General features: G+C 72.3%; 24 protein-coding genes and 1 pseudogene. 4 read left to right on the top strand and 21 right to left on the bottom strand.

From position 1 onward, the window contains the following. Window positions 1-254 precede the first annotated feature (254 nt). Both ABT147_RS22355 and ABT147_RS22350 read right to left on the bottom strand, forming a co-directional pair. Window positions 255-2204 carry an NB-ARC domain-containing protein gene (locus ABT147_RS22355; RefSeq protein WP_351408778.1) on the bottom strand — a complete coding sequence of 650 codons (1950 nt, stop codon included), beginning with the start codon at window positions 2202-2204 and terminating at the stop codon, window positions 255-257. 412 nt (window positions 2205-2616) lie between these two features. Beyond that, a pseudogene (locus tag ABT147_RS22350) lies at window positions 2617-3351 on the bottom strand (AfsR/SARP family transcriptional regulator); the annotation flags it as partial. 162 nt (window positions 3352-3513) lie between these two features. On the opposite strand from ABT147_RS22350, the gene ABT147_RS22345 reads away from it, so the two are divergent. From ABT147_RS22345 to ABT147_RS22330, 4 genes are all read left to right on the top strand, one after another. Next, window positions 3514-4683, top strand: a complete 1170-nt coding sequence (locus ABT147_RS22345) for a serine hydrolase domain-containing protein (protein WP_351408776.1) — start codon at window positions 3514-3516, stop codon at window positions 4681-4683. A gap of 118 nt (window positions 4684-4801) precedes the next feature. Continuing rightward, complete coding sequence (locus ABT147_RS22340; RefSeq protein ID WP_351408774.1) at window positions 4802-5209, top strand: YciI family protein; 408 nt, start codon at window positions 4802-4804, stop codon at window positions 5207-5209. An 8-nt stretch (window positions 5210-5217) separates the two neighbouring features. Further along, the gene (locus ABT147_RS22335; RefSeq protein ID WP_351408848.1) at window positions 5218-6363 is read left to right on the top strand and encodes an RNA polymerase sigma factor; all 1146 of its coding nucleotides are present in this window, start codon (window positions 5218-5220) and stop codon (window positions 6361-6363) included. A 116-nt stretch (window positions 6364-6479) separates the two neighbouring features. Then, window positions 6480-6866 (top strand): hypothetical protein, encoded by a 387-nt coding sequence (locus tag ABT147_RS22330; RefSeq protein ID WP_351408771.1) that lies wholly within the window; start codon window positions 6480-6482, stop codon window positions 6864-6866. Between the two features lie 64 nt (window positions 6867-6930). Here the strand turns inward: ABT147_RS22330 and hypE are convergent, their stop codons facing one another. The 19 genes from hypE to ABT147_RS22240 form a co-directional block, all read right to left on the bottom strand. After that, window positions 6931-8004: a hydrogenase expression/formation protein HypE gene (gene hypE / locus ABT147_RS22325; RefSeq protein ID WP_351408769.1), complete on the bottom strand. Its 1074-nt coding sequence runs from the start codon at window positions 8002-8004 to the stop codon at window positions 6931-6933. Then, window positions 7997-9127 carry a hydrogenase formation protein HypD gene (gene hypD, locus ABT147_RS22320; protein WP_351408767.1) on the bottom strand — a complete coding sequence of 377 codons (1131 nt, stop codon included), beginning with the start codon at window positions 9125-9127 and terminating at the stop codon, window positions 7997-7999. The genes hypE and hypD overlap by 8 nt, the downstream gene beginning before the upstream one ends. Further along, window positions 9124-9444, bottom strand: a complete 321-nt coding sequence (locus tag ABT147_RS22315; RefSeq protein WP_351408765.1) for a HypC/HybG/HupF family hydrogenase formation chaperone — start codon at window positions 9442-9444, stop codon at window positions 9124-9126. The genes hypD and ABT147_RS22315 overlap by 4 nt, the downstream gene beginning before the upstream one ends. 31 nt (window positions 9445-9475) lie before the next feature. Further along, window positions 9476-11881 (bottom strand): carbamoyltransferase HypF, encoded by a 2406-nt coding sequence (hypF, locus tag ABT147_RS22310; protein ID WP_351408762.1) that lies wholly within the window; start codon window positions 11879-11881, stop codon window positions 9476-9478. Next, on the bottom strand, window positions 11878-12669 hold the full coding sequence (gene hypB, locus ABT147_RS22305) for a hydrogenase nickel incorporation protein HypB (protein ID WP_351408760.1): 792 nt from the start codon (window positions 12667-12669) through the stop codon (window positions 11878-11880). Before hypB ends, hypF begins: the two co-directional genes overlap by 4 nt. A 3-nt stretch (window positions 12670-12672) precedes the next feature. Next, a complete protein-coding gene (gene hypA, locus ABT147_RS22300) occupies window positions 12673-13071 on the bottom strand; it encodes a hydrogenase maturation nickel metallochaperone HypA (protein WP_351408758.1) in 399 nt (132 codons plus the stop codon). Between the two features lie 133 nt (window positions 13072-13204). Then, on the bottom strand, window positions 13205-13309 hold the full coding sequence (locus tag ABT147_RS47365; protein ID WP_502983131.1) for a DUF6893 family small protein: 105 nt from the start codon (window positions 13307-13309) through the stop codon (window positions 13205-13207). An 11-nt stretch (window positions 13310-13320) separates the two neighbouring features. Beyond that, on the bottom strand, window positions 13321-13866 hold the full coding sequence (locus tag ABT147_RS22295; RefSeq protein WP_351408756.1) for a hydrogenase maturation protease: 546 nt from the start codon (window positions 13864-13866) through the stop codon (window positions 13321-13323). Further along, complete coding sequence (locus tag ABT147_RS22290; RefSeq protein ID WP_351408754.1) at window positions 13863-15293, bottom strand: hypothetical protein; 1431 nt, start codon at window positions 15291-15293, stop codon at window positions 13863-13865. The genes ABT147_RS22295 and ABT147_RS22290 overlap by 4 nt, the downstream gene beginning before the upstream one ends. Further along, the gene (locus ABT147_RS22285; RefSeq protein WP_351408752.1) at window positions 15290-15982 is read right to left on the bottom strand and encodes a DUF6084 family protein; all 693 of its coding nucleotides are present in this window, start codon (window positions 15980-15982) and stop codon (window positions 15290-15292) included. Before ABT147_RS22285 ends, ABT147_RS22290 begins: the two co-directional genes overlap by 4 nt. Continuing rightward, window positions 15979-16653, bottom strand: coding sequence for a DUF5947 family protein (locus ABT147_RS22280; protein WP_351408750.1), 675 nt, complete (start codon window positions 16651-16653; stop codon window positions 15979-15981). Before ABT147_RS22280 ends, ABT147_RS22285 begins: the two co-directional genes overlap by 4 nt. Further along, window positions 16650-17189 (bottom strand): NifU-related iron-sulfur-binding protein, encoded by a 540-nt coding sequence (locus ABT147_RS22275; protein WP_351408748.1) that lies wholly within the window; start codon window positions 17187-17189, stop codon window positions 16650-16652. The genes ABT147_RS22280 and ABT147_RS22275 overlap by 4 nt, the downstream gene beginning before the upstream one ends. Then, window positions 17186-18970, bottom strand: a complete 1785-nt coding sequence (locus ABT147_RS22270; protein ID WP_351408746.1) for a nickel-dependent hydrogenase large subunit — start codon at window positions 18968-18970, stop codon at window positions 17186-17188. Before ABT147_RS22270 ends, ABT147_RS22275 begins: the two co-directional genes overlap by 4 nt. 97 nt (window positions 18971-19067) lie before the next feature. Continuing rightward, the gene (locus ABT147_RS22265) at window positions 19068-20156 is read right to left on the bottom strand and encodes an NADH-quinone oxidoreductase subunit B family protein (RefSeq protein ID WP_351408744.1); all 1089 of its coding nucleotides are present in this window, start codon (window positions 20154-20156) and stop codon (window positions 19068-19070) included. Window positions 20157-20294: 138 nt separating this feature from the next. Continuing rightward, window positions 20295-22004, bottom strand: a complete 1710-nt coding sequence (locus tag ABT147_RS22260; protein WP_351408742.1) for a hydrogenase maturation protein — start codon at window positions 22002-22004, stop codon at window positions 20295-20297. Between the two features lie 167 nt (window positions 22005-22171). Then, window positions 22172-22429 (bottom strand): hypothetical protein, encoded by a 258-nt coding sequence (locus tag ABT147_RS22255; RefSeq protein ID WP_351408740.1) that lies wholly within the window; start codon window positions 22427-22429, stop codon window positions 22172-22174. After that, window positions 22416-22730: a DUF6400 family protein gene (locus tag ABT147_RS22250; protein WP_351408737.1), complete on the bottom strand. Its 315-nt coding sequence runs from the start codon at window positions 22728-22730 to the stop codon at window positions 22416-22418. The genes ABT147_RS22255 and ABT147_RS22250 overlap by 14 nt, the downstream gene beginning before the upstream one ends. 130 nt (window positions 22731-22860) lie before the next feature. Further along, a complete protein-coding gene (locus ABT147_RS22245; protein ID WP_351408735.1) occupies window positions 22861-23478 on the bottom strand; it encodes a TOPRIM nucleotidyl transferase/hydrolase domain-containing protein in 618 nt (205 codons plus the stop codon). A gap of 108 nt (window positions 23479-23586) precedes the next feature. Beyond that, on the bottom strand, window positions 23587-24036 hold the full coding sequence (locus ABT147_RS22240) for a spore-associated protein (protein ID WP_351408733.1): 450 nt from the start codon (window positions 24034-24036) through the stop codon (window positions 23587-23589). Window positions 24037-24079 lie beyond the last annotated feature (43 nt).

The raw sequence follows: 24079 nt of genomic DNA, 5'->3' as shown, positions 1-24079 counted from the left end.
GACCGTATTTCCGCAGTTCACGGATTGGCCGGATGAGAAAATCCGGTGAAGGTTAACGCAGTTGTCGTCCGACAACCAAAGCCTGCTGCGGAGTTCTCGACCGTCCCGGAAACATACCCCGCCGGGGGGCATACACGGCCGGACAAAGGGCACTCGGCAGGGTTTGGGCATCGCATTCCGGCATCACATTCCGGCATCGCATTCCGGGCCCGCCTTCCGGGCACCGCCGGCGAGGGCGCACTCGCCGCGGAGGATCAGCTTCCCGCCGGCCCGCTCCCCGGTAGCGCCCCGATCCCTCCGCATGTCGACGTCGGCTTCGCCGTCGCCGCCGTCAGGGCGCGCAGGTCGGCGAGGACCGACGCGTCCGTGCTCTCCAGGGTGGTCAGCGCGCTGTGCCACCGGGTCATGGCCGCCCGCTCGTCGCCGAGCGCCCGCAGGACGTGCCCGTACTCGTACTCGGCGAGGCCCCGCCCATAGGAGTCGCCGCGTACGGCGGTCTCGTCGAGCAGCGTCCCGCACGCCTCCCGGGCCGGTGCGAGGCGGCCGAGCGCCCGCAGGGCCTGGGCGCGGCCGAGGCGTGTCTCCCGCTCCGCGTTCCAGTGGGCCGCGCCGGACGCCATGACGGCCAGCGCCTCGTCGAAGCTGCGCAGGGCCCGGGCGGGCTCGCCGAGGACCAGGTGGGCGCGGCCGGTGTTGCAGAGGGCGACCTGCTCGATCACGGCGCTCCCGGCCGCCCGGGCGAGGCCCCGGCTGCGCCGGTGGAACGTGAGGGCCGAGCGCGGGTCGGTGAGTTCGGCGACGTATCCCTGGTGCCCGGCGAGGATCGCCTCCTCGGCGGTCGTCAGGGGGCCGGTGCGCAGGGCGAGACACCGTGCCAGGGCCGCCCGTGCGTCGGTGTCGCGGCCGAGTTCCCTCAGCAGCGCTGCCCGGTTGCCGAGGTGACGCATCCGGGCCGTGTCGTCGCGGAGGCGCTCGCTGAGTGCGACGGCCTCGTCCACGAGGTGCAGCGCCTGCCGGACGTGTCCGGCCGAGTAGTGCGCGGAGGCGAGGTGGCCGAGCGCCCGCGCTTCGGACGCGGCGTCGCCGCTGGACCTGGCGAGGGTGACGGCATGACGCGTCAGCCGCGCGAGATCCCGCACCCGGCCGCGGTCGTGCAGGTAGGGGAACAGGGCGTGGATCAGGTCCAGGGTGCGGGTCGTCCCCAGCGGCCCGTGCGCGCCGGAGCCGGCCAGGAAGAGCAGGTTCGCCGCCTCCGTGTCGCCCCAGGCGAGCGCCGCCGCCTCGTCGGCGAAGGCCGTGTCGGGGCCTGGCTGTCCGGGCGCGCGCCCCGGGTGGGGCCGCAGGGTGGCGGCGCATCGCGCGAGGCGCCGCTCGTACCAGCGCAGCGCCCGGTCGACGGCGTCGGCGTGCCCGGCCGGTGCATCGGGCCGGGCGGCGCGTTCCCGGGCGAAGTCGCGGACCAGGTCGTGCGGGACGTGGCGGCCCCAGCCCGTCTCCTGGAGCAGCGCCACCTCCGCCAGCCGGTCCAGGGCGCGTTCGGCGCTCCGCTCGGTGCGGTCCATGGCCACGGCCAGCGGCGGCGCGCCGTACTCGGGCAGGTCGAGCGCGCCGATGAGGAGCAGGGCCCCGGCGGCGTCGGCGTCGCACGGGTCGCCCGACGCGAGGAGCGCCTCGTGGGCCGCCGTCAGGGAGCGGCGGACGCTCAGGTCCTCCAGTTCGAGGTGGTCCAGGCGCTCTTCCTGGTGCGCGAGGCGTTCCACGAGCCTCCGCACCGACAGCGCCCTACGGCTCCGCAGCCGGGCCGCGCAGATCCGCAGCGCGAGGGGCAGGTGGCCGCACAGGGCGACCAGCCGGGCGACCGGTTCGGCGTCGGAGGCGGTCCAGGACCGGCCCGAGGCCCGCTCCAGCAGACGGGCGCTCTCCTGCGGCGACAGCGGGTCGAGCCGGACATGCGTGGAGACGCCCAGGGTGGCCAGCGGCCGTCTGCTGGTCAGCAGGACGGCGCAGCCGGCGCCGGCCGGCAGCAGTGGACGCACCTGGCTCGCCGAGGCCGCGTCGTCGAGGACGAGCAGTGTGCGGGTGGGGGCGAGCGCTGAGCGCAGCAGGGCGGAGCCCGCGGCCACGTCGGCCGGGATCCGCCGGGCGTCCACCCCCAGGCCGTGCAGGAGGGCGGCGAGGGCCTCGGCGGGTGCGAGGGGCCGCATTCCGGGTGTGGCCCCGTGCAGGTTGAGGTAGAGCTGACCGTCCGGGAACGCGCCGCGAAGCCGTTCCGCGATGTGCTTGGGCGAGGCCCGTCTTGCCCACGCCCGGCATGCCGCTGATCACGGCGAGCGCGGTACGGCCACGATCCGACTCCAACTCGGCAAGGATCTCGGCGATGTGCTCGGCGCGGCCGACGAACCCACCGGGCGGCGCGGGCAGTTGCTCGGGTCGCGCGGGCATCCCCGTCGGCGGAGTCCACGGGCCGCCCTCCGGATCCGCGGCAGCGGCAGCGTGGGCGGGTGCCCCGGGATGCCGGACGGCGGTGCTTTCGCGATGCCGGACGGCCGCCCTGCGGAGCACCTCCTGATGTGCGTCCTGGAGGGCGGGGCCGGGCTCCACCCCGAGTTCCGCGACCAGGGTCCGGCGCAGCGACCGGAAGTGCGCGAGAGCCTCGGCCTGACGGCCCGTGCGACCGAGGACGAGCATCAACTGGCGGTGCAGCGTCTCCCGGAACGGATGTTCCTCCGCCAGGGAGCCCAGTTCGGCGGCCAGCCCGTCGAGGCGGTCCAGGCGCAGTAGGGCCTCGAAGCGGCATTCCAGCACCTGCAGCCGCTGCTCCTGGAGAAACGTCACGGCGGGGTGACCGGCGAGGGCGGGCACATCCGCGAACGGTGTGCCGCGCCACAGCGCGAGCGCATCCCCCGCGACGCGCTCCGCCGCCTCCCACTCCCCCCGGTGGTGGGCCTCCTGTGCCAGCCGCACCCGCCCCTCGAACACGTCACGGTCCAACTCCCCCTCGTCGACCCGCAGTTCGAGTCCATGGGCCCTGGTGCGCAGCCGTACGCCACCGGTGTCGCCGAGGCCGCGCCGCAGTCGGGCGACGTGGTTGTGCAGCGAGGCGGTGGCCGTCGGCGGCGGGTCCTCGCCCCACAGCACCGCCCTCACCGTGTCCACCGGCACGGTCCTGTTCGGCTCCAGCAACAGGACGGCGAGCAACGCGCGGGCCTTCGGTCCACGGACGACGACGGCCGCTCCGTCGTCGTCGACCGCTGTCAGCGCTCCCAGTACTGCGAACCTCACCGGCACTCCCCCGCGCCGGACGCGGAGACACCGGGCGCCCGACGTCCGACGTCGATCGAAGAACACCATCCTCGTCCAGCACCCGGTCGTGATCAAAGAGGGTCACGGCCACGCTGTTGGCCGCGCGTTGGACGCGTGTTAGGGGTGGTCAGGACGATGTGCCAAGTCCCTTGAACTGAGTGAGAGTTGGCACGTATGTCGACACGCCTGACACGGACCGCACTGGCGGGCATGACAGCGATCGCGGCGGCGGGCACGGTCCTGTCGGCCACCCCGTCGGCCGCGGTCGACCACCCGACGGCCGCCGCCGCGACGCGGGCGCCGGGCCACGACGCCACCCGGGCGGCCATGGACGCGGCCGTCGCCGCGGGCGTCCCCGGGGTCGTGGCCGAGGTACGCGACACCCACGGTGTGTGGAAAGGCACTTCGGGCGTCGCCGACCTGACCACGGGACAGCCACGCGGCACGGGCGACAGCTTCCGCACCGGAAGCGTCACCAAGTCGCTCGTGGCGACCGTCATGCTCCAACTCCAGGCGGAGGGCAGGGTCGACCTCGATGCCACGGTCGACCGCTATCTGCCCGGCCTCGTCCGGGGCAACGGCCACGACGGTACGAAGATCACGGTGCGTCAGCTGATGAACCACACCAGCGGCGTCTTCAACTTCACCGAGGACGCCACGTTCGCGCAGCGGGTGCTGGGCATCGACTTCCTCAAGACCCGCTACGACGACTGGACCCCGCAGCAGGTCATCGCCCTCGCCCTGCGGAACCCGCCCCAGTTCGAGCCCGGCACGTCCTGGCGGTACTCCAACACCAACTACCTCCTGATCGGACTGATCCTCGAAAAGGTCACCGGCAGGCCCTATGCCGAGGAGATCGAGCGCCGCGTCATCAAGCCGCTCGGGATGCGCGCCACGTACTTCCCCGGCACCGACCCGCGCGTGCCCGCCCCCACCCGGCACTACTCCACCTTCACGGAGGACCCGGGCACGACCTACGACGTGACCGAGCTCAACCCGTCCTGGGCCTGGGCGGCGGGCGAGATGATCACCGACGCCGCCGACCTCAACCGCTTCTACACCGCCCTCTTCACCGGCAGACTGCTGCGCCCCGCCCAGCTGCGCCAGATGACGGCCACGGTCTCGACCGAGGGCAACCTGCCTAGCCAGCGCTACGGCCTGGGCCTCATCGAGTACGAGACGAGCTGCGGGGTCAGGGTCTGGGGCCACTCCGGCGGTATCCACGGCTCCTCGACCCAGGCCTTCGGCACCAGGGACGGCCGCCACATGATCACCCTGAACTTCAACGGTGACTGGGTCGGCGGCGGCAAGACCGTCGTCTCGGCCGAATTCTGCCCGCCCCGGGCCGCCGCACCGTCGTCACCCACCGCGACCGACTGACCTCGTCACCGGCAACCGAGAAAAAACTTTCGCCGGCGATGTCGAGAACCCGTGCCCGGCTCCGTCCCCGAGGTGAACGCGACCACAATGGGCCGCACCAGTACCGAGGAGAACCGCCATGGCCAAGTACTTGCTTCTCAAGCACTACCGAGGTGCCCCGGCCGCCGTCAACGACGTGCCCATGGACCAGTGGACGCCCGAGGAGATCTCGGCCCACATGCAATACATGCAGGACTTCGCGGACCGGCTGGAGAAGACCGGCGAGTTCGTCGACGGTCAGGCGCTCGCCCCCGAAGGGACGTTCGTCCGCTACGACGGCGAGGGGCGCCCACCGGTCACCGACGGCCCGTTCGCCGAGACGAAGGACCTCATCGCCGGCTGGATGATCATCGACGTCGACAGCTACGAACGCGCCGTCGAACTGGCCGGGGAGCTGTCCGCCGCCCCCGGGGCGGGCGGGAAGCCGATCCACGAGTGGCTGGAGCTGCGCCCGTTCTACGGCGTGTCGCCCACCATCACGGAGTGACCGCATCGATGGACGAGGTCCTGCTCCGCAGCCTCACACCCGGTGTGCTCGCCGTCCTCGTCCGCCGCGGAGCAGACTTCGCGGCGGCCGAGGACGCCGTACAGGACGCGCTGGTCGAGGCGGTCCGCGTCTGGCCCGCCGACCCGCCGCGCGACGCGAAGGGCTGGCTGGTCACCGTGGCCTGGCGCAAGTTCCTCGACGCGACCCGCGCGGACGCCGCCCGCCGCCGGCGCGAGGACCTCGTCGAGGAGGAGCCGGCGCCGGGGCCCGGTCCTGCGGCGGACGACACGCTCCAGCTCTACTTCCTGTGCGCCCACCCCTCACTCACACCGTCGTCCGCCGTCGCGCTCACCCTGCGCGCCGTCGGCGGCCTCACCACCCGGCAGATCGCCCAGGCCTATCTGGTGCCCGAGGCGACCATGGCGCAGCGCATCAGCCGCGCCAAGCGCACCGTCTCCGGCGTGCGCTTCGACCGGCCCGGCGATGTCGCCACGGTGCTGCGCGTCCTCTACCTGGTTTTCAACGAGGGCTACTCCGGCGATGTCGACCTCGCCGCCGAGGCCATCCGGCTCACCCGCCAGCTCGCGGCGGCGATCGACCATCCCGAGGTGGCGGGGCTGCTCGCCCTCATGCTGCTGCACCACGCCCGGCGCGCCGCCCGGACCGCGCCCGACGGCAGTCTGGTACCGCTCGCCGAACAGGACCGAGGCCGGTGGGACACCGCGTCGATCGCCGAGGGCGTCCGGATCCTCCAGAGGGCCCTCGCCCGCGACCGGCTGGGCGAGTTCCAGGCCCAGGCCGCCATCGCGGCACTCCACGCGGACGCGCGCACCGCCGAGGAGACCGACTGGGTGCAGATCGTCGAGTGGTACGACGAGCTCGCGCGCCTGACCGACAGCCCGGTCGTCCGGCTCAACCGCGCGGTGGCCGTCGGCGAGGCCGACGGACCGCGCGCCGGTCTGGCGGCGCTCGCGGCCCTGGACGATGCGCTCCCCCGCCACACGGCGGTGGCGGCCTACCTCCACGAGCGCGACGGCGACCTGGCGACGGCCGCGCGGCTGTACGCCGAGGCGGCGCTGAGGGCCCCGAACCTCGCCGAGCGCGGCCACCTGACCCGCCAGGCCGCCCGGCTCAACGCCCGCGGGCGGCGCTGAGGGGCCGGAGACCGGACAGCACAATGTGCCCGAAATATTACGAGAGGGGATAATTTACCCATCGCGGCGACGCCGGACCGGCGTCCCCCACTGACCATGGACAGGCAGGTCGGACCATGTCGAAGAAATCACGTTCGTCCGAACCGGCGCACGGAAAGGGCCAGAGCCGTCACCAGGGCCCCGGACAGCACGGCTGGTCGCCCGATGTGGACGAGACCCGCCAGCAGGACAATCCGAGCGCCCACCGCTCCTTCCATACGGCCGAGCACGCGGGCCAAGCGGGCCGGGGCCGGACGAGGTCCGCCGAGGAGACGAAGTCCGTCCCGGGTGACACGGCGAAGAGCCAGGGCGCACGCGGCGAGGAGTACGGCGACACGGACGAGAAGGGCCGTCGCGACACCGGACGCAAGGGCCGCTCCCAGCGCCCCAGCGGCACCAAGGACGCTTCCGCCACGACGGGCGTGGACCCGCAGGACCCGCCGTCCGGGGGCCGCCGGGGATAGCGGCCCGTTCCGTTCGGCCCGTGGACGGCGGGCTCCTCGACGGGCGGCGCGCGCGCCGCCCGTCTCAGCAGATCCGGGGCAACTGCTCCCCGATCGGCAGATCGACCACCCGTGTTCCCCCGAGGCCGGTGCGGGCCACGACCATGCCGGGGTGCGCCTCGACGGTCTCGCCGATGATCACGGAGTCCGCGCCGAGCGGATGGGCCCGCATCGCCTCCAGCACGGCGTCGGCGTGCTCGCGCGGGACGAAGGCCACGAGCTTGCCCTCGTTGGCGATGTACATGGGGTCGAGCCCGAGGATCGCGCAGGCGTTGGCCACGGCCGACGGAACCGGGACGTCGCGTTCCCTGATGACCACGCCGGTGCCGGAGGCCTGCGCGATCTCGTTGAGCGAGGCCGCCAGGCCACCACGGGTGGGATCGCGCAGGACGTGCAGATCAGGGGTGACGGCGAGCATCGCGTCGACGAGGCCGCCGAGCGCCGCGCAGTCGCTCTTGATCTCCACACCGAACTCCAGCCCCTCCCGCACGCTCATGATCGCCACCCCGTGGACGCCGACGGCGCCGCTGACGATCACGACATCACCGGGGACGACCCGCTGGGGACGCAGATCGACGCCCGCCGGGACGAGACCGATGCCCGCCGTGTTGATGAAGATCCCGTCGCCGTGGCCGGCCTCCACCACCTTGGTGTCGCCGGTGGCCACCTCCACCCCGGCGGTACGCGCCGCCGCGCCCAGCGCCTCGGACACCCGCGTGACCACGTCCAGCTCGACGCCCTCCTCCAGGATGAATCCGCAGGAGAGATAGGCGGCGCGGGCCCCGCTCATGGCGAGGTCGTTGACGGTTCCGTTGACCGCCAGGTCACCGATGCTGCCGCCGGGGAAGAACAGCGGCCGCACCACATAGGAGTCGGTGGAGAACGCCAGCCGGGCCCCGCCCAGGGAGAGCACGGCGGCATCACCCATCTGGGCGAGCACCTCGCCCCCGAAAGCGGGCGCGAAGATCTGCTGGACCAGTTCGGCGGAGAGGACCCCACCGCCGCCGTGGCCCATGACGACCCGGGGCCGGTCCCGCACGGGCGCCGGGCAGGTCCACCCCTCGATGTCGAGGACGGGGAGATCGGTGGTGTCAGACAACGGGGCTCGCCTCCCGAACCGTCGTGGTGGTGGGCACGTCCAGCCGCCGGTAGAGGTAGTACGCCGCACAGGCGCCCTCGCTGGACACCATGGTGGCCCCCAGCGGCGTACGCGGGGTGCACAGCGTGCCGAAGGCCTCGCACTCATGCGGCTTCAGCAGCCCCTGCAGCACCTCTCCGCTGCGGCACTCGGCGGGTTCGGCCGTCCGGATCCCGCCCACCTCGAAACGGTGCTCGGCGTCGTGGTCGCGGTACTTCGCCGCCAGCCGCCAGCCGCTGTCGGGAATCACCCCGATGCCGCGCCAGGCCCGGTCGGTGACCTCGAAGACGTCCTCCAACATGGCCCGGGCGGCGGCGTTGCCCTCCGGGCGGACGGCACGGGCGTAGGCGTTGTCCACGGTGTGCTCACCGCGTTCCAGCTGGCGGACGGCCCGGCGTACGCCTTCGAGGATGTCCAGCGGCTCGAAGCCCGTCACGACGATCGGGACCCGGAAGCGCTCCGCGAGTTCCGGGTACTCCCCCACCCCCATCACACTGCAGACGTGCCCGGCCGCGAGGAAGCCCTGCACCCGGCAGCTCGGCGAGGACATGATCGCCTCGATGGCGGGAGGTACCCGGACATGGGACACCAGCATGCTGAAGTTCTTGATCCCCAGCTTCCGGGCCTGATGGACCGTCATGGCGTTGGGCGGCGCCGTCGTCTCGAAGCCGATGCCGAAGAACACCACCTCACGGTCCGGGTTCCGCTGCGCGATCCGCAGCGCGTCGAGCGGCGAGTAGACGACCCGTACGTCGCCGCCCTCCCCACGGACCTGGAACAGATCCCGTCCCGTGCCCGGCACCCGCAGCATGTCGCCGAAGGAGCAGAAGATCACCTCGGGGCGGGAGGCGATCTCCAGCGCCTTGTCGATGACCTCCAGCGGGGTCACGCAGACGGGACAGCCGGGGCCATGGATCAACTCGACCTTGTCCGGCAGGAGTTGGTCGATGCCGTGCCGGATGATGCTGTGCGTCTGTCCCCCGCACACCTCCATCAGCGCCCACGGCCGGGTCACCGTGGCATGGATGTCGTCGAGGAGCCGACGCGCCAGCTCCGGGTCCTGGAACTCGTCGATGTACTTCACTGGTTGCGCACCTCTTCCACGGACACCTCCGCCACCGGGTCCACGCCCGCCTCCACCGCCGCCATCTCCCAGGGGTCGCCGAACTCCTCCTGCAACAGGCCGAGTTCGGCGAAGAGTTCGAGCGTCTGCCGTGCCGACTCCTCGTCCAGCCGCTGCAGGGCGAACCCGACGTGGACGATGGCGTACTCGCCGACCTGGAGGTCGGGCAGATACTCCAGGCACACCTCCTTGACCACGCCGCCGAAGTCGACGGTGGCCATCCGGGTGCCGTCCCGTTCCTCGATGTCCAGCACTCTGCCGGGTACCGCCAGGCACATGAGCCTCTCCTCGCTGTGGGTCGCGCGTCGCTCAGTCGATGGGCGTGGGGGTGGGGGTGGTCCGGGCGGCCACCATCAGCTGGCCGAGCGCCAGACCGCCGTCGTTGGGCGGCACCAGGTGGTGCCGCAGGACCGTGAAGCCGTCCTCGCGCAGACCGGCGGCGCAGGCCGAGGAGAGCAGCGTGTTGGCGAACACGCCCCCGCTGAGGGCAACGGTGTCCAGGCCGTACCGCTCCCGCGCCAGCACGCACAGCCCGCGCACCAGCCCGGCCACGCCCCGGTGGAAGCGTGCCGCGATCAGGCCCGGTTCGACGCCCGCGCGCAGGTCGCCGACGATCGCCCCGAGCACGAGTGCCGGATCCGCCCGTACGACGCCACCCTCGCCACCCTCGCCGCCCTCGTCGTCCGCCGGCTCGCGCAGGGCGAAGGCGTACGCCGTGGTGTCCTCGGCGGGCGCGCGCAGAGCCGCGCTCTCCAGCTCGACGGCGGCCTGTGCCTCGTAGCCGGCTCGGTGGCAGACACCGGCCAGTGAGGACACGGCGTCGAAGAGCCGGCCCATGCTGGACGTGGGCACGCAGTTCAGGCCACGCTCCAACTGCCTTTCCAGGAGCCGTAGTTCATCGTGCGGGCAGGCGGCCGTACAGGCGAGGTCGTCGGACCAGTCGATCCCGGCCGCCCACAGATGGGCCAGCGCCATGCGGTACGGCCGGCGCACCGCGGCGTCGCCGCCGGGCAACGGGACGTACGCGAGGTGCCCGAACCGGGTGAAGCGGTCGTAGTCGGCGAGCAGGAGCTCCCCGCCCCACACGGCACCGTCGTCGCCGTGGCCCGTGCCGTCGAAGGCGACGCCGATCACCGGCCGGGTGCCGTCGAGCCCGTGTTCGGCCATCGTGGCGGCGATGTGCGCGTGATGGTGCTGGACGCGTACGACGGGCCGGTGTGCCGCGTTCCGGTCGGCCCAGCGGGCGGAGCGGTAGCCGGGATGCCGGTCGGACACCAGGGTCTCGGGCCGTACGCCGGTGATGGACTCCAGCTGCGCCGTCGCGTGCTCGAAGGCCCGCTGGGTGCCGATGTCGTCCATGTCGCCGATGTGCGCCGACAGCCAGGCGTGGCGGTCCGATCCCAGACAGAAGGCGTTCTTCAGGTCCCCGCCGACGGCGAGGGCCGGCCGCACGGGCAACGGGAGGGTGAGCGGCAGGGGGGCGTAGCCGCGCGAGCGGCGGATCACCAGCGGCTGCCCGTCGCAGACGCGGACCACGGAGTCGTCGCACGGGACGTGGATCGGCCGGTCGTGCGTGAGCCAGGCGTCGGCCAGATGCGCGAGCCGCTCCAGCGCCTCGGTGTCGTCGGTGACGATCGGCTCGCCGGACAGGTTGCCGCTGGTCATGACGAGCAGCCGGGGGCCGTCCGGGTCGCCGGGCAGGCCGAGCAGCAGGTGGTGCAGGGGCGTGTACGGCAGCATCACGCCGAGGTCGGGGCTGCCGGGCGCGACGGCCTCGGCGGGCCGCGGGTCCCCGGTCGGGTGCGGGCGGCGCCTGAGCAGGACGACCGGCCTGGCCCGGCCTTCGAGCAGCGCCCGTTCCTCGGGGCTCAGGCGCACGAGGTGCCGGACGTCGTCCGCCCTACTCGCCATGACGGCGAACGGCTTGTCCCCGCGCGCCTTGCGTCGCCGCAGGAGGGCGACCGCCGTCTCGTTCGTGGCGTCGCAGGCCAGGTGGTAGCCGCCCAGGCCCTTCACGGCGAGGATCGCGCCCCTCGCCAGCAGCGCGCGGGCCGCCGTGACCGGGTCCGCCCCTGTGCCGTTCGTGCCGTTCCCGGATCGCGGGACCAGCAGCCGCAGCCGGGGCCCGCAGGCCGGGCAGGCGACCGGCTGCGCGTGGAAGCGCCGGTCGGCCGGATCCGCGTACTCCCGGGCGCAGTCGGGGCACATCGGGAAGCCGGCCATGGTGGTGTTGGCCCGGTCGTAGGGCACACCGGTGACGATCGTGAAGCGCGGCCCGCAGTGGGTGCAGTTGACGAAGGGGTGGCGGTACCGCCGGTCCGCCGGGTCGGCCAGCTCGGCGAGGCAGTCGGCGCAGGTGGCGGTGTCCGGGGAGACCAGGGTGCGGGCCGGTCCGCCGGAGTGGGAGGCGAGGATGGTGAAAGCGGTGTCGCCGGCGGGAGGCATCTCCCGGTGGTCGACGGACTCGACACGGGCCAGGGGCGGTGCCTGGGCGGCGATCCGGTCGCAGAACCGGGCCACGGCCGAGGCGGCGCCCTCGACCTCGACGACGACGCCCTCGGGAGTGTTGGTCACATGTCCGGCCAGGGCGAGTTCGGTGGCGAGGCCGTACACATAGGGCCGGAATCCCACGCCCTGCACCACTCCCCGCACGGTGACCCGGCGGCGCAGCGGAGTGTCCTCGACTACGGCGGCCGGAGCCTGCGGAGCGCTCACGGGTGGGTGTGGGCCATCGCGCCGGTGGCCTCCGGGTGCGCGTGGGTGTGACCGTCGTGGATGTGACTGTCGTGGGCATGGGTGTGACCGTGGTGGTGGGGCTGCCGGGCCATGACCGGCGTGTGGGCGGGGGCGCCGTCCGCGACCGCGAGCGCCCTGTCGAGCAGTGCGCCGACCCCGCGCCCCCGGCGCGCCGAGGTCATGACGATCTCGACCCCCGGATTGACCTGCTCCACATTCGCGCGGAACGCGACCTCGTCGAACTCGACGGCTTCCGCGATGTCGGTCTTGGTGATCACGACCAGCTGGGCGAGGCCGAAGGCGTTGGGGTACTTGAGCGGCTTGTCCTCGCCCTCCGTCACGGAGGCGAGGGTGACCCGCAGGGTCTCCCCCAGGTCGTAGGAGGCCGGGCAGACCAGGTTGCCGACGTTCTCCACGAACAGCAGCCGGGTGTCGTCGGGCAGCCACCCGTCCAGGTGCCCGGCGAGCATCCCCGCCTCCAGGTGGCACAGGCCGTCGGTGAGCACCTGCTTGACCGGGACGCCCGAACGGGCCAGGCGGACCGCGTCGTTCTCGGTGGCGAGATCGGCGCTCAGGGCCGCGACGGACAGGGACCGCTCCCGTGCCCGCAGCAGTTCCTGTTCGAGGAGCGCGGTCTTTCCGGTGCCCGGGCTGGACAGCAGATTGACGACCGCGGTGCCGCGCGCCGCGAGGGCGGCGCGCAGTTCCCGGGCGCTCGCGTCGTTCTTCGCGAGTACGGCCTGGCGCAGGTCGGCGACACGGCACATGGTTCAGCGCTCCTCGGAGATCGGTTCGCGGGTGGGTGGGTGCGCGGGGCCGCCGTCCTCCCAGCGCACCTCGACGATCTGCAGTTCCCGGCCCGCGAGCAGGTCGGTCCGCGTCCCGCCGCACGCGGGGCACGTCAGCCGGGGCGGCATGCCGACGGCCCATTCATGGGCGCAGGGGGTGCAGCGGGCCCGCCCCGGCACCGCTTCGGTGACCAGTTCGGCGCCCTCCAACAGGGTTCCGGCACAGGCCAGTTCGAAGCAGAAGGCGAGCGAGTCCGGTACGACACCGGCGAGTTCGCCCACCTGGAGCCGTACCGAGCGCACCGCGGTGACGGCGCCGGCCCGGTCGGCGGCTTCGGCGACCTGGTCGACGACGGCCAGCGCGACGGACATCTCGTGCATGGGCTCTCCGTCCTTTCGCCGCCTGCCTCCGGCCGGGGTTCATTAGAGGCGCGCGCACCCGGGTCGCCCGGCCCGGCACGCCGTCACCGGCCGACAGGTACACCGTTCGACGCAACCGCTCGCCGCCCGTGGTTCACATCCGTCGGATCCTCAGGTAGCGCCTGACGTCCGGCAGGACCTCGGCGACCACGGCGACCAGGGCGGCCACGGCCGCTCCTCCGATGACGATCTTCTTCATCCCGTCTCTCCTCATGTCGAGGCCTCAGCGGTTGAGGCCTGCGCCACGGACGGTTCGCCGTTCCGCAGCAGCTCTTCGATCAGCCGGACCGCCTCCGGTACGGCGTCGGACACCGGCGCGCTGAGCCCGATGCGCTCGTCCACCGAGGCCGGTTCGCATCCGACGACCAGGACGCGGCGCGGTGGCTCCGCGCCGGTTCCGGCGCACAGGGTGCTCAGCAGTGCCAGGACGGTGTCGGGGGTCATCCGGTGGCCGTCCAGGGCGGGGGCGTCGGGTGCCGGGCTCGGGCCGCCGACGTCGTGTTCGATCACGTACAGCGTGCCGGGGGCTCCGCCGCGTGCCGTGGCGTCGACGAGGACGAGGGTGTCGTAGCCGTCCAGCAGCTGATAGGCGAGGTGCACCCCGCGCACCCCGATGTCGACGACCTCGACATGTCCGGGCAGTTCGCGCTCGGTGAGCAGACGCGCGGTCTCCACACCGAAGCCGTCGTCGCCGAGGAAGACGTTGCCGATGCCGGCGACGAGGGTCCTGGGGGGCGACTGCGCGGAGGCGTTCATACGTCGTCCTCCAGCGGGGTGATCTCGTCGGGCTGGAAGTACAGGAACCGGCCCTGCTCGCGGCGGATGTCGGCCCCCGGGTCACCGTCCACGGTGACCGCCAGGTGCACCCCGCCGTCGACGTCGTGCAGCACCGCCTCGACCTTCGCGGTGCGACCCCGCAGGAAGATGTCCTGCGCGTCGGTGCGCCGCAGGCCCGGGTGCAGTTCGACGCGGCTGTCCTTGCCCACCGACCGGCCGTCCACGACGACTCGGTCCTGGGTCGGGTCGAAGCCCGCGTCGCTCGCGGGGTCCCACCAGGGTGTGTCGGGCCGCCGCACCCCGTACTCGTCGGGGAAGCCGGCGTCCGGGGCGGCGGGTTCCGGGCCGGTCACCTCGCGCAGGCTCCGTACCGCCCCGTGCAGTCGCTCCAGCACCTCGGCCGGCATCGAGTCGGCCAGGTCGATGACGGCGGCGGCCCGTTCGTCGGTGCCCCGGGCCTCGCGTTTCTCCTCGTCGGTGAGGGCGGCGGTGCGCAGGGCGAGGATCTCGTCGATCTCGGTGGCGTCGTAGAGCGCGCCGGGGCTCTCCGGGGCGATGGCCGGGTGGTCCTCCAGGATGATCGGCGAGGACAGTACGAGGTCGGCTCGGCCGGGTTCGCCGGCGAGGACGGGCCAGGTGTGCAGGTTGCGGCAGGCGGCGACCGCGCCCTTGGCCCACTCGGGGGGATCGGTCATCGACAGAAACGATCCGGCGCTGAGGGCCATGAGGAGGTGGGTGGCCACCAGGGAGTGCGGCAGCGCCGCGTCCCGGTCGGTGCCGTGGCCCTCGGGCGGGATCCAGTCACTGGTGTTCTCGACGACGGCGGTCAGCCGCAACGCCCGGTAGGGGCCGTCGAGTTCGCGTGCCGTCAGCCGGACCGTGCCGCTGATCTCCTCGGACCGCCGGAGCAGTCGGCCGACGGTACGGCCGGCCGCGTCGAGGACGGGTGCGGTGTCCTCCCGGGCCGGGACCCGGAAGGGGTGGGTGACGCCGTCGCCGAGGAGGTCGTCCACCGGCGCGATGACCTCGACCCGTTCCTCGAACCCCTCGTCCCAGGGCACCAGCACGCGGTCGTCGAGGTCGAGTTCGGCGACGGTGTCGAAGCCGCCGTCCGGGCGGACCCGCTGCACCGTGCGCCGTCGGGCGTGCAAGAAACGCACCTCGACCGCGAGGGTCGCGCCCGCCTTCGGTTCCATCAGGCACTCGGTTTGCTGGAAGTCGTGCTCCTCGCACTCGGCGCCCCACGCGGGCGGCACGAGCACCCCGAACTGCCAGCGCAGCCGGTTCTTGGCCGCCGAGGCACGGTAGGGGTAGAGCACATAGCCCTCGAAGAGGACGGCGTCGGCCACCTGCCGGGCGAGGGCGAACCGCTCCTCGGTCTCGGCGGCGAACGCGGTGACGGTCACGGGTCGGTCCTTCCGGTGGTGCCGGTGAGCGCGCGGAACGGGTCGCTCGTGGGCGGGTCGGCGGCGTCGTCGCCGTCGAGCAGGGCCTCGACGGTCGCTTCCCAGGAGGGCAGGGCGTGCCGGGAGCGGTAGGCGAGGAGGGCGTCCATGGTGTCGCGGGGCAGCCGGATCCAGCCGCAGCCGGGGAAGTGCTGCTCGACCATCTCCCGCCAGGCGGTGACCGGCATCCGGAAGGTGGCCTCCCGGTCCCAGGGGACGGGTTCGATCCGGAAGCCGCCGTCGCCGGTGAACGCCGTACCGGAGAAGAGCATCAGCAGGGGAACCTCGCCGTCGGTGAGGGCGGTGAGGTAGCGGGTGGCGGCGATCTCCATGTCGTAGGTGCAGGGCACCACGAGGTCGGTCTCGATCTCTCCGGTGAAGCTCGGGACCATGACCGCGACCTGGGCGAACTGCACCGGCTGGAGTGTGCTGCCCCAGCGGGAGCGCTCGCCGAAGAGGTCCGCGAGCCCGTCGGCCTCGGCGGGCTCGTAGCCTCGGCGGGCGGGTTCGATGCGGAGCTGGCAGCGCAGCGCCATGGCGTGCACGCGCGCGTTGTCGGCGGCGGTGACGCGCAGCCGGAAGACGAGCGTCGGTCCGGCGGCGTACCGGTCGGCGCGGACGCCGGTGCAGGCGAACGAGAACTCCGTCACGGGCGCACCGCCCGGTCCGGCGCGTGCGCCGGCACCTTTTCCGCCGCGTCCACGGGCCTGGCGCGTCGCGCGACGTCCGCGAAGAACGCGTCCAGCGCGGCGCGGGCCTCGGCTCCGCCGTCGAAGCCCTGCCACAACAGGCGCATACGGCCGACGAGTTCGTAGCAGATGTCGATGGGTACGAGGTGCGGCTCGCAGCGTCCGTCTGTGCGGCGCAGCAGCAGTGCCTCGACGTCGGGTTCGAGGAGTGCGGCGAGGCGGCTGCCGCCGAGGACCTCCTCCCAGGTGGCCGGTTCGAGTTCGCTCTCGGTGGCTCCGGCCGGGCTCGGGTAGAGGGCGACGAGCCGGTCGAGCGCGGCGTTGCGGAAGAGGAAGGCGACGCCGACCGGGATCTGCAACGCCTCCCACGCGCTGTCGTCGAGGCGATGTCCGGGGTCGGAGAGGTAGCGGGCCGGGACCGTGCGGAACCGGCCCGCGGCGGCGCCCGGTTGTTCCATCAGCAGCGCGCAGGGGGCGCAGGCGCAGACGAGGGCGCGTTTGTCGGTGTCGACGAGATGACGGTGGTCCGCCTCCACCGTCACGGCGCACAGCTCGCACCGTTCGGGCTGCGGAGGCCTCTCGGTGAGGAACCTCCGCAGGCCGGACGTGCGCGTCGCCGGGGACGCCGTCATCGGGCCCCCGTCGGTGCCGTGCTGATCTGGAGCAGCGTGGGCCCGGCGGGCGCGGTCTGTACGTCGACGGCCCTGACCTCCGGCGCGAAGCAGGCGAGCGCCGCCTCCGCGGCCTCCCGGGCGCCCGCACCGGAGCCGGAGCCGCAACCGCAGCCACCGGCCTCCCGGGCCCGCACCTTCAGCGTGCCGCTCTCCTCGTCGAAGCCCACGACGTCCAGGGTGTGTTCCCGGACGCTGTCGAGGGCGCGGGCGATGCGGGTGTCGCGGTCCTCGGGGTGCAGGTCGTGCAGGACGAGCAGGCTGGCGACCAGTTCGTCGCCGAGCAGTCCCGCCGACGGTTTCCCGGGAGCGGAGGACAGCAGGTGGAGGATGCGGGCCAGACCGGCGCCGTAGAAGTCCATGAGGGAGCGGACGAGTTCCTCCGCCGCCGCGGCGGCGGCCGGGTCGCCGCTGGTGGTCAGCCGCTCCAGCACCTCCTCGACCCGGCGCCCGGTCTGCTGCGCGTCGACGGGGCGCGTAGTCGTCGGGGCGCTCATCCGCCCAGTCCGCTCAGGCCGGTGGGTACGTGCATCGACTTCACGGTCTTGCCACCGCCGACGTACATGTGGACGCCGCAGGGCAGACAGGGGTCGAAGCTGCGGACGGCACGCATGATGTCGATGCCCTTGAAGTTCTCCGGGGTGTTCTCCTCGAAGATGGGCGTGTTCTGTACGGCGTCCTCGTACGGGCCGGGGGTGCCGAAGGTGTCCCTGGTGCTGGCGTTCCAGGGGGTCGGCGGGTACGGGTGGTAGTTGGCGATCTTGCCGTCGCGGATGACCATGTGGTGGGAGAGGACGCCGCGTACGGCCTCGGTGAAGCCGACGCCGATGCCCTCGTCCGGGACCTCGAACTTCTCCCAGGTCTGGGTGCGTCCGGCGCGGACCTCCGCGAGGCCCTTCTCCGCGCAGTGCAGGGCGACGGCGGCGGCGTACGCCTGGAAGTAGGTGCGGGCGCGGTTGCGTTCCAGGGCGTTGGACCACTGCGGGATCTTCCACTCGAAGGTGGTCTCCGGCTTGGTCATGGTGCGGGGCAGGTTGATGACCACGCTGTGGCCGGTGGCCTTGATGTAGCCGATGTCGACGAGGCCGGACAGGGCGGTGGACCACAGGCGGGCGATGGGACCGCCGCCGGTGTCCAGGGCGAGGTGGTCCTTGCCGTCGAACCAGCGCGGGGACATGACCCAGCTGTACTTGTCGTCGAAGTTCCGCTTCTGCGGGGCCGGGATGGTGTGCTGGTTCCACGGGTGGCGCGGATCCACCGGGTTGCCGAGCGGGTCGTGGGTGACGAACTGCTCCTGGCCCTGCCAGTCCTCGTAGTAGGAGCTGCCGAGGAGGATGCGGATGCCGAGGTTGATCTCGGTGAGGTCGTTGGTGACGAGCTTGCCGTCCACGACGATGCCGGGGGTGACGAACATCTTCCGTCCCCAGTCGGTCATGTTGGCGTAGGTGAAGTCGCAGTACTCGGGGTCGTTGAGCGCGCCCCAGCAGCCGAGCATGACCCGGCGGCGGCCGACCTCCTCGTAGCCGGGGAGGGCCTCGTAGAAGAAGTCGAACAGGTCGTCGTGGAGCGGCACCACGCGCTTCATGAACTCGACGTACCGCATGAGGCGGCTCATGTAGTCGGTGAAGAGCTGTACGGAGGCGATGGTGCCGACGCCGCCCGGGTAGAGGGTGGAGGGGTGCACATGGCGGCCCTCCATCAGGCAGAACATCTCCCGTGTGTAGCGGCTCACTTGGAGGGCTTCGCGGTAGAAGTCGCCCTCCAGCGGGTTGAGCGAGCGCATGATGTCGGCGATGGTGCGGTAGCCGTGCTCGGCGGCGTGCGGGGCCTCGGTGCGTTCGGCGAGTTCGAGGACACCGGGGTTGGTCTCCTTGACCATCTTCTCGCAGTAGTCGACCCCGACCAGGTTCTCCTGGAAGATGTTGTGGTCGAACATGTACTCCGCCGACTCACCGAGGTTGATGATCCACTCGCCGAGGTGCGGGGGCTTCACGCCGTACGCCATGTTCTGCGCGTACACCGAGCAGGTGGCGTGGTTGTCGCCGCAGATGCCGCAGATGCGGCTGGTGATGAAGTGGGCGTCGCGGGGGTCCTTGCCGCGCATGAAGACGCTGTAGCCGCGGAAGACCGACGACGTGCTGTAGCACTCGGCGACCCGCTTCTGCTTGAAGTCGATCTTCGTGTGGATGCCCAGGGAGCCCACGATCCGGGTGATCGGGTCCCAGGCCATCTCCACCAGGCCGCTGCCGTCGCCGGCCGTCTTCGTCTTCGGTGCCATCTGTGTGCGTGCCCTTCGTTGCGTCATTGCGCGGGAGGTTGGGGTGGGGGGTGCGCGAAGCGGGGAGCCGACTACGCGCGGCCGCTTCGGCCGCTGCTCACCACGGGGGCCGGTATCCCGTGGTGATCTTTTCTCCGGTACGGCGCCACTTGGGCTCCTTGTCCACGGTCCTGGCGGTGATCGACCGCAGCTTGCGGACCACCGCGCCGTACGCCCCGCTGGCGTTGCTGGAGAGCTTGGCGCCGGGGGGCTCGTCCATGAACGGCATGAACTTGTCGGGGAAGCCGGGCATCGTGCAGGCGATGCAGATGCCGCCGACGTTGGGGCAGCCGCCGATGCCGTTCATCCAGCCGCGCTTGGGCACGTTGCACTTCACGACCGGGCCCCAGCAGCCGAGCTTGACCAGGCAGGTCGGCGAGTCGTACGACATCGCGAACTGACCCTGCTCGTAGTAGCCCGCCCGGTCGCAGCCCTCGTGCACGGTGGCGCCGAACAGCCAGGTGGGACGCAGCTTGTCGTCCAGCGGGATCATCGGGGCGGAACCGGCCGCCTGGTAGAGCAGATAGGTGAGCGTCTCGGAGAAGTTGTCGGGCTGGATCGGACAGCCCGGGACGCACACGATGGGGATGCCGGCCTGGGACTTCCAGTCCCAGCCGAGATAGTCCGGGACGCCCATCGCGCCGGTCGGGTTGCCCGCCATGGCGTGGATGCCGCCGTACGTGGCGCAGGTGCCGATGGCGACGACCGCGAGGGCCTTGGGGGCGAGCCGGTCGATCCACTCGCTGGTGGTGATCGGCTGGCCGGTCTCGGGGTTGTCGCCGAAGCCGCACCAGTAGCCCTCGGGCTTGATCGACTCGTTGGGGATGGAGCCCTCGACGACCAGCACGAACGGGTCGATCTCGCCCCGCTCCCCCTTGAAGAACCACTCGATGAACGTGTCCGAGCCGCCGACCGGGCCGCACTCGAAGTCGATGAGCGGCCAGTGGACGGCGATCTTCGGAAGGCCCGGCAGCACACCGAGCACGATCTCCTCGATGCTGGGCTGCATGGCCGCCGTCAACGCGACCGAGTCGCCGTCGCAGCTGAGCCCCGCGTTGATCCAGAGAATGTGGATCGTGGGTGTCTCGTCGGCGGACGCGCCGTCCGCGTGCGCGGTGTCGACTGTTCCCGGCGTCGCCTCAGTCATGGGACCGCCTCCTGGGGAGGTTAGGGATGAAAGCCTTCATTTCGACCATCGTTCTTCTTCGTACCAGCTGATCGGCCGTGACGAGACGCCATCGAGGGCCGTTCCGGTGACGCCGGCGCCGAAGCGGATCGGGCGGGTTCACGCAACCGGAGCCGGGCCGAGGTGCGGCGGGGTGCGCGGCGGCCGTTCCTTGTGGACGAAGGAGCGGCGCAGGGCGTGGTACGGGGCGTCCGGGTCGTCGAAGGTCCGGCGCATCCGGGTCAGCTCCCGGGCGCGGAAGCCGGCCAGCGGGGTGGCGCTCTCCAGCCGGTCCAGTTCGGTCTTCTTCGCGGTGATCCGTGACGCCGTCGCCGGCAGGGAGGCCAGACGCGCCGCCAGGCCGCCGACCTCGCCCGCGAACGCGTCGGGACCGCAGTCGACGACCCGGTCGACCAGCCCGAGGCGCAGCGCGCCCGCCGAGCTCACCGGCAGCGCCTCACTCAGGAGCCGTTCGGCGGTCGCGGTGCCCACCCTGCGCGGCAGCGTGTACGTCCAGTACTCCGAGCCGTACAGGCCCATCAGACGGTAGTGCGGGTTCAGCACGGCGCCGGAGCGGCACCACACCTCGTCGGCCGCGAGGGCGAGCATCACCCCGCCCGCCGCGGCGTTGCCCGGGACCGCCGCGACGACCAGCCGGTCCGTCGTCGTCAGGACCGCCTCGACCAGGTCGTCGATGGCGTTGATGTTCGCCCAGGACTCGGCGGCGGGGTCGGCGGCGGCCTCGATGACGTTGAGGTGGATCCCGTTGGAGAAGAAGTCCCGTTCGCCGCCGAGCACCAGCACGGACGTGGGCCGCGCGCACGCCTCCCGGTAGGCGTCCAGGAGACGTCGGCACTGGTCCGTGCTCATGGCGCCGCCAGGGAAGGCGAAGGTGAGGAAGCCCGCGTCGCCGTCCTCCCGGTAGCGGATGTCCGACCAGGTCCGCTGCCGTGCCTCGTCGGGCAACGGGGGCAGGGGGTGCTCGGGCAGCGGCGGCAGCCGGTCGCCCAGTGCCCGCACGGCCGGCAGCTTGAACGTGGGCGGCTGCCCGGGCAGGCGCCGGGGCCGCAGCTCGGGGATCCACACGGCGCCGTCCCTGGTGGCCCGGCAGACCGCCCCCGCCCGGGTGGCCAGCAGCTCCCCCGGCCGGCCGCGCAGCACGCTCTCGGGGTGACCGCCGTGCAGATACCACTCCCCGCCGAGCAGCACGTCCAGCACGCCGGGCTGCGAGTCGGCCGCCCTCAGCTTGCGCAGGACGTCCTGGGTGGAGTCCTCGGCCCAGTCGATCCGCCGGACGCTCTGGTCGAGGTACGGACGGGTGCGCAGCCGGGAGCCGGTCTCGTTCGCCGGGTCCTGCCTGCGCGGTACGTGGGTGCCTCCGGCGAAGCGCTCCACCGCGAGCAGAACGGCCTCGACGGCGGCGTCGGCGATCTCGCCCCGGTAGAGCTCGCTCTTGGGCACCTGGGGAATCCGGCACGGGACGGAGGCCCACACGTCACCGGCGTCCATCTCCGCGTCGGCCTGGAGGACGGTGACGCCCCAGTCGTCGACGCCCTCGTGGATCGCCCAGTCCAGGGAGGACGGGCCTCGGTCGCCGACGGGCCCCGGGTGGACGACGAGGCAGGTGTACGCCGTCCACACCTCCTCGGGGATCGCCGTCCTCAGCATCGGCGCGATGACGAGCTGGGGTGCGTGGCGCCGTACGACGTCCGGCAACGGGCTGTCCGGCAGGGCGAGTTCGACCGCCACGGTGTGGCCCCGGTCGCGAAGCTCGGCGTGGACGCGCTGGGTGAGGCTGTTGAACGCGCTGGCTAGGAGCAGGATGTGCACAGCTGCCTCCGGGCGGACGAACGGCAGGCAGCGATGGCCGCCGTCCGAGATCCTGGGCCACGGCGGGCGGGCGTTCCCCGGCGACAGACGGCCGGGTCATCCGAAAGCGGGCGCCGATCCGCCGTACGGCCTCACCGGCTGGTCACCGGGTCGGCCGCCGCGGGCGATCACTGTCGTCGCAGGCCGCTGGTGATGCGTTCCCATGGGGAGCGGGTGGCGCCGAAGTGGGTCTCGTGGGTCCAGATGTGGGTGCACGACCGGCACTGCAGATGGAGGAGGCTGCCGAGGTTGGAGAGCAGATAGCGCCAGTGCTCGGAGCAGGTACGGCCCTGCTCGCAGGTGGCGCACCCGCGCCGGTCGTCGCAGTTCGGGCAGGCCACCCAGGCGCGGCGCCCGACGTCGGCCTGCGGGTCAAGCGGCAGCATGGCCGCCGCCTCCCTCCGGAAGCACACCGGCCGCGACCAGTTCGTCGTACACACGCTGCTGGTCCTCGCTGAGGCCGGAGTACAGCAGCTTGTACGCCGCTTCCTCGTCGCGCAGTGCGGTCACGGGGTCCCAGTCGGGGCCGAGGGCCTCCAGGACATGGGCGCGCCGGAGCATTTCGTGCGAGCTCAGGTCGACGGTCAGGTCGACCGTCCGGGCGGCATCGGGACGGTCCGCGGCAGGATCGCTCGCTGCGACGGGTTCGTCCGGGTCGCCGGGAAGGGCGCGGCCATGGTGGGGCATACGACCGAACGTAGGTAAGCGTTCCTCGTCCCGGCAAGAGCAGGTGGGAGAAGTCACACCAGGTCAGGGGCCCGGGGCGGCAGGGAGCGGGTCTCCGGCCGGGTGGAGCCGCTCACGCCGTCACAGGCCGTCACAGGCCGGCGAAGAGGTCGTCCAGCGGGGCGGGCACCTCGTCGGGGGCGAGGGCTTCGACCAGGAGGCGGCCGTAGCGGATCTTGCGGCCCTTCTTCGTGCCGAGGAAGCGCCGCAGCTGCTGGGGCCGGGGCCGGCCGTGCTGGGCGGGCTGGCGCAGGAAGGTCTGCCAGGGGCGCAGCTCGTCCTCGGCCTCGATGATCTGCTCGACCCGCGCCGGGCCCAGCGCGCGGATGAGCTCGTCCTCCAGGTCCGCCGCGCAGACGAAGACGCTCGGACGGGGCGCCGAGGCCCGGTCGAGGCCACGGTCGAAGAAGGGTTTCTCGCGCTCGTCGCACAGGCCGAGCAGGCGCAGGCCGAGACCGGACGGCCCGAGGAGCCCCGCGTAGCGGCCGACGCTCATCGCCCCGCCCATCGACACCACGCACACCCCCTCGGCGGCCAGGTCACGGTCCCGCCGTGCGGCGAGCGCCTCGACGGCGGCGAGGTCGCTCAGCCCCTCCAGCAGGACCGCCGTGTGCACGCCCAGATGCTCCGCCAGCTCCCGCGCCGGCCGGCCGGAGCCACCGCCCGCCCAGCCGGTGAGCTCGTCCCGGAGCATGCGCATGTCGACCATGCTCGGAGTCTGCTACGTCCACCGGTCGCGGCGCACGCGATATACGGGGCCCCTGTGCGTTCCCGCGCTGCCGGCGGCGCGGGAACGCACGGTGGGGTGATGTGCGGGTCAGCGGACTTCGGTGACCCGGCGCTCCTTCAGGGAGGCGCAGTTGGAGTTCTCCACCGTCACGTACGTGTTGCTGATGCTGCCGCCCCAGCTGACGCAGTGGCCCTTGCCGTAGACGTAGGCCGGACCCGCGTACGACGTGTAGTTGCCGACGTCCTCGGCCGAGTCGCCGGTGTCGGGGACGTAGACCCACGTGCCCATGGTCTTGACCGTGCCCGGGTTGCTGCGGATGGTCGCGACGCAGTTCTCGCCGTTCGCGGGGTTGTACGTCAGGTAGACCGTGCCCAAGGAGCCGATGGGCGCCGAGTTGACGGTCTTGTAGGCCTTGCCGCAGACACCCTGCGGGGTGACGTTGGGCGCGGCGGAGGCGGTCGCGCTGAACGCGGTCGCGGAGCCCACCGCCAGAACGGTTAACGCGCCGACATCCGCGACATTACGCATGGTTCGCATATTTCCCCCTTGGGTCCATGGGAGCGCTTTGCTCCCACTTGAT

It is taken from the genome of Streptomyces sp. NPDC001868 (genome assembly GCF_040297125.1).
Classification (GTDB): Bacteria; Actinomycetota; Actinomycetes; order Streptomycetales; family Streptomycetaceae; genus Streptomyces.
This window is presented reverse-complemented; position numbering and strand designations above follow the sequence as displayed.

Excerpts from the sequence above, each read along its gene's own strand:
- ABT147_RS22355 (WP_351408778.1), bottom strand. The coding sequence starts at position 2,204 with ATGCGGCCCCTCGCACCCGCCGAGGCCCTCGCCGCCCTCCTGCACGGC.
- ABT147_RS22345 (WP_351408776.1), top strand. The coding sequence starts at position 3,514 with ATGACAGCGATCGCGGCGGCGGGCACGGTCCTGTCGGCCACCCCGTCG.
- ABT147_RS22340 (WP_351408774.1), top strand. The coding sequence starts at position 4,802 with ATGGCCAAGTACTTGCTTCTCAAGCACTACCGAGGTGCCCCGGCCGCC.
- ABT147_RS22335 (WP_351408848.1), top strand. The coding sequence starts at position 5,218 with ATGGACGAGGTCCTGCTCCGCAGCCTCACACCCGGTGTGCTCGCCGTC.
- ABT147_RS22330 (WP_351408771.1), top strand. The coding sequence starts at position 6,480 with ATGTCGAAGAAATCACGTTCGTCCGAACCGGCGCACGGAAAGGGCCAG.
- ABT147_RS22315 (WP_351408765.1), bottom strand. The coding sequence starts at position 9,444 with ATGTGCCTGGCGGTACCCGGCAGAGTGCTGGACATCGAGGAACGGGAC.
- hypB (WP_351408760.1), bottom strand. The coding sequence starts at position 12,669 with ATGTGCCGTGTCGCCGACCTGCGCCAGGCCGTACTCGCGAAGAACGAC.
- hypA (WP_351408758.1), bottom strand. The coding sequence starts at position 13,071 with ATGCACGAGATGTCCGTCGCGCTGGCCGTCGTCGACCAGGTCGCCGAA.
- ABT147_RS47365 (WP_502983131.1), bottom strand. The coding sequence starts at position 13,309 with ATGAAGAAGATCGTCATCGGAGGAGCGGCCGTGGCCGCCCTGGTCGCC.
- ABT147_RS22295 (WP_351408756.1), bottom strand. The coding sequence starts at position 13,866 with ATGAACGCCTCCGCGCAGTCGCCCCCCAGGACCCTCGTCGCCGGCATC.
- ABT147_RS22280 (WP_351408750.1), bottom strand. The coding sequence starts at position 16,653 with ATGACGGCGTCCCCGGCGACGCGCACGTCCGGCCTGCGGAGGTTCCTC.
- ABT147_RS22275 (WP_351408748.1), bottom strand. The coding sequence starts at position 17,189 with ATGAGCGCCCCGACGACTACGCGCCCCGTCGACGCGCAGCAGACCGGG.
- ABT147_RS22270 (WP_351408746.1), bottom strand. The coding sequence starts at position 18,970 with ATGGCACCGAAGACGAAGACGGCCGGCGACGGCAGCGGCCTGGTGGAG.
- ABT147_RS22265 (WP_351408744.1), bottom strand. The coding sequence starts at position 20,156 with ATGACTGAGGCGACGCCGGGAACAGTCGACACCGCGCACGCGGACGGC.
- ABT147_RS22255 (WP_351408740.1), bottom strand. The coding sequence starts at position 22,429 with ATGCTGCCGCTTGACCCGCAGGCCGACGTCGGGCGCCGCGCCTGGGTG.
- ABT147_RS22250 (WP_351408737.1), bottom strand. The coding sequence starts at position 22,730 with ATGCCCCACCATGGCCGCGCCCTTCCCGGCGACCCGGACGAACCCGTC.
- ABT147_RS22245 (WP_351408735.1), bottom strand. The coding sequence starts at position 23,478 with ATGGTCGACATGCGCATGCTCCGGGACGAGCTCACCGGCTGGGCGGGC.
- ABT147_RS22240 (WP_351408733.1), bottom strand. The coding sequence starts at position 24,036 with ATGCGAACCATGCGTAATGTCGCGGATGTCGGCGCGTTAACCGTTCTG.